General features: G+C 47.3%; 2 rRNA genes (1 of these 2 cut by a window edge). Both read left to right on the top strand.

What is annotated here, in order from left to right:
* A 23S ribosomal RNA gene (locus F0919_RS18325) occupies positions 1-2,116 on the top strand (it extends 767 nt beyond the left edge of the window).
* Between the two features lie 254 nt (positions 2,117-2,370).
* Positions 2,371-2,480: ribosomal RNA gene (rrf, locus tag F0919_RS18320) — 5S ribosomal RNA — on the top strand.
* The last annotated feature ends 20 nt before the right edge of the window (positions 2,481-2,500 follow it).

Raw genomic sequence — 2,500 nt, 5'->3', positions numbered from 1 at the left:
TTGAAAAGCTATCCGATGACCTGTGGATAGGGGTGAAAGGCCAATCAAACTGAGAGATAGCTCGTTCTCTCCGAAATGTTTTTAGGAACAGCGTCGCATAATAGAAGTCAATTAGAGGTAGAGCTACTGATTGGACTAGGGGGCTTCACCGCCTACCAAATCCTGACAAACTCCGAATGCTAATTGATATCTGCGGCAGTGAGGCTGTGGGCGCTAAGGTCCATGGCCGAGAGGGGAACAACCCAGACTATCAGCTAAGGCCCCTAAATCTATGTTAAGTTGGTTAAACGATGTTCAAACCCTAAGACAGCCAGGATGTTGGCTTGGAAGCAGCCATTCATTTAAAGAGTGCGTAACAGCTCACTGGTCGAGGGTTCGGGCGCGGAAAATGATCGGGCATCAAACATAGTGCCGAAGCTATAGGATTGTACGCAAGTACAATCGGTAGGAGAGCATTCCAAACAGCGTTGAAGGTGTGGCGTGAGCCATGTTGGAGCGTTTGGAAAAGAAAATGTAGGAATGAGTAACGATAAACAAGGTGAAAAACCTTGTCGCCGAAAGACTAAGGGTTCCTGATCAATGTTAATCAGATCAGGGTTAGTCGGGACCTTAGGCATACCCGAAAGGGGAAGTCGATGGAGAATGGGTTAATATTCCCATACCACTGTTATATTCGATGGAGTAACGCAGGAGTGAAAAGCACGCGAACTGACGGAATAGTTCGTTAAAGGGCGTAGTTATAAGGGGTATAGGCAAATCCGTACCTTTTGATGAAACCTGATAGTACCACAAAGCTTCGGTGGCGTGGATAGTTGCTGTAACCAGACTGCCGAGAAAAACTTCTAAGGTTCGTATGACAGTGCTCGTACCGTAAACCGACACAGGTAGTCGAGATGAGTATTCTAAGGCGCTCGGGTGAGCCGCGGAGAAGGAACTAGGCAAATTAACGCTGTAACTTCGGGATAAAGCGTACCGTAGCGATACGGTCACAGTAAAATGGTGCAACCAACTGTTTAGCAAAAACACAGGGCCCTGCGAAATCGAAAGATGAAGTATAGAGCCTGATACCTGCCCGGTGCTGGAAGGTTAAGGAAGTTTGTCAGCCGCAAGGTGAAGCTTACGACTGAAGCCCCAGTAAACGGCGGCCGTAACTATAACGGTCCTAAGGTAGCGAAATTCCTTGTCGGGTAAGTTCCGACCTGCACGAATGGTCTAATGAGTTGCACACTGTCTCCTCCGCGAGCCCGGTGAAATTGTAGTATCGGTGAAGATGCCGGTTACCCGCCACGGGACGAAAAGACCCCGTGAACCTTCACTACAACTTTGCATTGATTTTGGGTAACAGATGTGTAGCATAGTTGGGAGACATTGAAGCGAGTACGCCAGTATTCGTGGAGTCACCGTTGAAATACCAACCTTCTGTTACTTAGAGTCTAATCCCTGTAAAGCAGGGAGACATTGCATGGTGGGTAGTTTGACTGGGGTGGTCGCCTCCCAAAGCGTAACGGAGGCTCGCAAAGGTTCCCTCAGTACGGTTGGTAATCGTACGTAGAGCGTATTAGTATAAGGGAGCTTGACTGTGAGACTGACTAGTCGAGCAGGTGCGAAAGCAGGCTAAAGTGATCCGGCGATTCTGTATGGAAGGGTCGTCGCTCAAAGGATAAAAGGTACTCCGGGGATAACAGGCTGATCTCCCCCAAGAGCTCATATCGACGGGGAGGTTTGGCACCTCGATGTCGGTTCGTCACATCCTGGGGCTGGAGAAGGTCCCAAGGGTTGGGCTGTTCGCCCATTAAAGTGGCACGTGAACTGGGTTCAGAACGTCGCAAGACAGTTTGGTCTCTATCTGTGGTGGGCGTTAGTAAATTGCGAGGACATGACCTTAGTACGAGAGGACCGGGTTGTATGTACCGCTGGTGTATCTGTTGTGCCGCCAGGTGCAGTGCAGAGTAGCTATGTACAGAAAGGATAAGCGCTGAAAGCATCTAAGCGCGAAACCTACCTCAAGATGAATTTACTTTTAAGTGCCGTCGAAGACTACGACGTTGATAGGCTACAGGTGTAAAGGCAGTAATGTCATAGCCGAGTAGTACTAATTGCACGTACGCTTTAACTTTATTTTTAGATGTGGGATGACAGACAAGAGATATGAGAATAGTATGATGAGAATCATGGTACCTCAAATCCCAAATCTCCAATCTCAGGTCTGAACTTAGAAGTGTTACAAAAAATATCAAAACGTAAAAGAATCAAGCTGACCCAATATGTTAACTTATTACAGTCAATAGTGAATGGTCAATAGTGAATAGTTCAGCAATGGACGTTTTATTTACTAAAGACAGACAACTAACCACTAACGACTCAAGTCCTTATGGTGGTATTGCCGAGGGTGTTCACCTCTTCCCATTCCGAACAGAGAAGTTAAGCCCCTCATGGCCGATGGTACTGGTTAACTCCGGGAGAGTAGGTAGCTGCCATATTTATTACAAAACCTTCAACT

Source organism: Taibaiella lutea (assembly GCF_008629695.1).
Taxonomy (GTDB): Bacteria; Bacteroidota; Bacteroidia; order Chitinophagales; family Chitinophagaceae; genus Taibaiella; species Taibaiella lutea.
This window is presented reverse-complemented; position numbering and strand designations above follow the sequence as displayed.